The sequence below is a fragment of the Streptomyces capoamus genome (assembly GCF_014654935.1).
In the GTDB taxonomy this organism is placed as follows: domain Bacteria; phylum Actinomycetota; class Actinomycetes; order Streptomycetales; family Streptomycetaceae; genus Streptomyces; species Streptomyces capoamus.
In genome coordinates, this window is sequence record NZ_BNBF01000001.1 from 314,243 (window position 1) to 317,022 (window position 2,780).

Annotated in this window: 3 protein-coding genes and 1 pseudogene; 1 reads left to right on the forward strand and 3 read right to left on the reverse strand. The window is 69.9% G+C overall.

Annotation, left to right across the window (positions count from 1 at the left end; all coding sequences use genetic code 11):
• Positions 1-491, reverse strand: a pseudogene (locus tag IE312_RS38430) (SUKH-4 family immunity protein); the annotation flags it as partial.
• Between the two features lie 454 nt (positions 492-945).
• Here IE312_RS38430 and IE312_RS01495 point away from each other — a divergent pair.
• Positions 946-1,458 carry a transglycosylase SLT domain-containing protein gene (locus IE312_RS01495; protein WP_189977522.1) on the forward strand — a complete coding sequence of 171 codons (513 nt, stop codon included), beginning with the start codon at positions 946-948 and terminating at the stop codon, positions 1,456-1,458.
• Between the two features lie 28 nt (positions 1,459-1,486).
• On the opposite strand, the gene IE312_RS01500 is transcribed toward IE312_RS01495, so the two are convergent.
• Together IE312_RS01500 and IE312_RS01505 are read right to left on the reverse strand one after the other, a co-directional pair.
• On the reverse strand, positions 1,487-1,852 hold the full coding sequence (locus tag IE312_RS01500) for a hypothetical protein (RefSeq protein ID WP_189977524.1): 366 nt from the start codon (positions 1,850-1,852) through the stop codon (positions 1,487-1,489).
• A 350-nt stretch (positions 1,853-2,202) separates the two neighbouring features.
• On the reverse strand, positions 2,203-2,780 hold a 578-nt coding region (locus IE312_RS01505), incomplete at its 5' end, for an alpha/beta fold hydrolase (RefSeq protein ID WP_229898846.1).

The window sequence follows — 2,780 nt, forward strand, 5'->3', positions numbered from 1 at the left end:
GGTGCGCCGGCGGCCCCGGTCGCGGTCGGCGCGTCGGTCAGCGCCTCCTCGTGCACGCCCGGCACCCGGTGGCCGGTCGCCGCGTCGAGCCAGAGGGGGCCCCGCTGGTCGGTCACCTCGACGAGTTCACGGTCCCCGTCCACACACCGGCGCACCTGGAAGCAGACGCCGTTCAGGCTCGGGTGCACCGGGAACCAGTGGGCCGGCCGCCACCACGCCCACACCGTCCGCCACGGCATGCCGGTGCCCACCGCCGCGATCCGGTCGGCGTACTCGTCGTGACCGGTGGCCTTCGCCGCGAAGTGCAGCCAGGAGGCGAACTCTGCGGGGGTCACCTCGGCGCCCCCGAAAATGGCCTCGGCCTGCAGGAAGACCTCGCCCCCGACGCCACGGGCCCGGCCCTCGCGGGAAAGGTGGTCACGCAGCACCGCACGCTCGGCGCTCAGCAGCAGTGCGGGATGCGCCAGTACGTCATCAAGATCGTTCGTCATGCGGGCATGCTGCCAGCCGGCTGCGACAACCGGGCGCGCCCCCCTCCGGCCGGGCCCTGCCCCATCGGTGCGCAGAGCGGCATTCGTACGGCCGGGACAGCGCCGGGGCCGCTCCCGTCCTCGGGCAACGAGTGACGCGGCCCATAGGGGCCATGTCACGTCCTAAGGGAGACCGTAGTGGCGCGCTCCAGCGAGCAGGCAGGAAAGTCGCGAAATGCCCGATCCGTCTCATTTCTCCGAAGCAGGGTAGTACGTCACAGTCTTGCCTTGGCCTCGGCGGGCACCTAAACATGTTTCTCGTTGCCGCAAGCCGCAGGGCCGACCGGGCGTTTGATCGCCGGACGTGCCCGCCGCACCGCGCAGCCGCCCAGGGCCTCACCCGACGCCCTGCAGGCTGTGACCGGTCTGTCCGGCCAACGCCTCGAACGACGTCCCACCGGAGAGTCCCTTCACCATGAACACGATCACCGCCACCCGCCGCCTCGCCCGCCTCCGCTCCCTCGCTCTGACCGGTATCGCCACGACCGGCGCCGCAGCCGTCGCCGTCACCCTGATGCCGGCCTCCGCGCATGCCGCCGAGGCGCCGCGGGGCGTCCACGCGGTCGCCGCTCCGGCGCGAGACAGCCGCGCCGACTCGGCCGGCAGCGCGAACAACCTCGATGGCTGGATCAAGAAGTCCCTGGCCATCATGAAGCAGAAGGGCATCCCCGGAAGCTACGAGGGTCTGCGCCGCAACATCATGCGTGAGTCCGGCGGCAACCCCACCGCCCAGAACAACTGGGACGTCAACGCGCAGAAGGGCACCCCCTCCAAGGGCCTGCTGCAGGTGATCGAGCCCACGTTCAACGCCTACCACGTCGACGGCACCGCCCACAGCCTCACGGACCCGGTCGCCAACATCACCGCGGCCGCCAACTACGCCGCGCACCGGTACGGGTCCATCGACAACGTCAACTCCGCGTACTGAGCAGCACCCCGGCCTGCCGCGCCGGGACTCAGGAGACTCTTTTGATCGTCCAGCTGTTGGGCTGTGAGCTGGGCACCGCGGAGTACTGGCAGCCGCCGCTGTAGTAGCTGTTCACCTGGACCCAGCCCGCCGGCGGGTAGGTCGAGGCGCAGACGTTCACCGTGGTGCCGACAGGAAAGCCGGTGAGCTGCTCGATCTTCTTCATGTTCGGGCTGAAAGTCGTGCCGCAGGACCAGCTGTTCCACCATTGGATGTCCACCCAGCCGCTCGGGGTCAACTGGCTGCCGCACATGCTCGCGGTGTCACCGGCCGCGGCTTGGGACGGCGGCGCGGACAGGGCGATGCACGCGGCGGCACCCACCAGCGCCAGCGAAGCCGAACGTACACGTCGCATGCGTCATCTCCTCCTGGTGCGGCGAACTCCTCGGCAGTAATGAGTAACCGCAGACGCGATGCGACAGGTAGTACCTTTCCGGCCTCGGAGTCAGCCGCCCCGGCCGTCTCATTGCGTCGACAACGCTCTCGGCGCGGGGTGGAGCCCGGCCCGGACGCGCTCTCGGCCCCACTGGGCGAACTCCGGTGAACCGTCCGACGGCACGGCCCGAACACCGGGGAAGCTGCCGCCACGTGCAGCCCGGCGTCGCCGCGAAGATGGTTCGGTGGAGCGCACCCGCCGGGCGTCCGAGGTCGCTGACGGGGAGCGCCTGTGGCGGATGCGGCTGTCGTGGCACGGGCGGTCCGGGCTCAGCTCTCCACGAAGGCGAGGAGGTCGGCGTTGAGGACCTCGGGGTGCGTCGACAGCATCCCGTGGGGGTAGCCCTCGTAGCTCTTGAGCGTGCCGTTCCTGAGCAACTCGACGGACTTCGGGGCCGAGTCGGCGTAGGGAACGATCTGGTCGTCCGTTCCGTGCAGCACGAGGACCGGGACGTCGATCTTCTTGAGGTCCTCGGTGAAGTCGGTCTCCGAGAACGCCTTGATGCACTCGTAGTGGGCGTTCGCCGCGCCCATCATGCCCTGCCACCACCACCGGTCGATCAGTCCCTGGGACACCTGGGCCCCGGGCCGGTTGAAGCCGTAGAAGGGCCCGGAGGGAACGTCGATGTAGAACTGGGGCCGGTTGGCGGCGAGGGCGGTACGGAATCCGTCGAAGACCTCGATCGGAGTGCCCTCGGGGTTGCTGTCCTTCTTCACCATGACCGGTGGTACGGCCGCGACGAGTACCGCCTTGGAGACCCGTCCGGGCTTGGCCTGTGCCACGTAGTGCGCGACCTCGCCGCCCCCGGTGGAGTGCCCGACGTGCACTGCTCCCCGGAGGTCCAGGG

Coding starts and splice junctions, on each gene's coding strand:
- IE312_RS01495 (WP_189977522.1), top strand. CDS start 946: ATGAACACGATCACCGCCACCCGCCGCCTCGCCCGCCTCCGCTCCCTC.
- IE312_RS01500 (WP_189977524.1), bottom strand. CDS start 1,852: ATGCGACGTGTACGTTCGGCTTCGCTGGCGCTGGTGGGTGCCGCCGCG.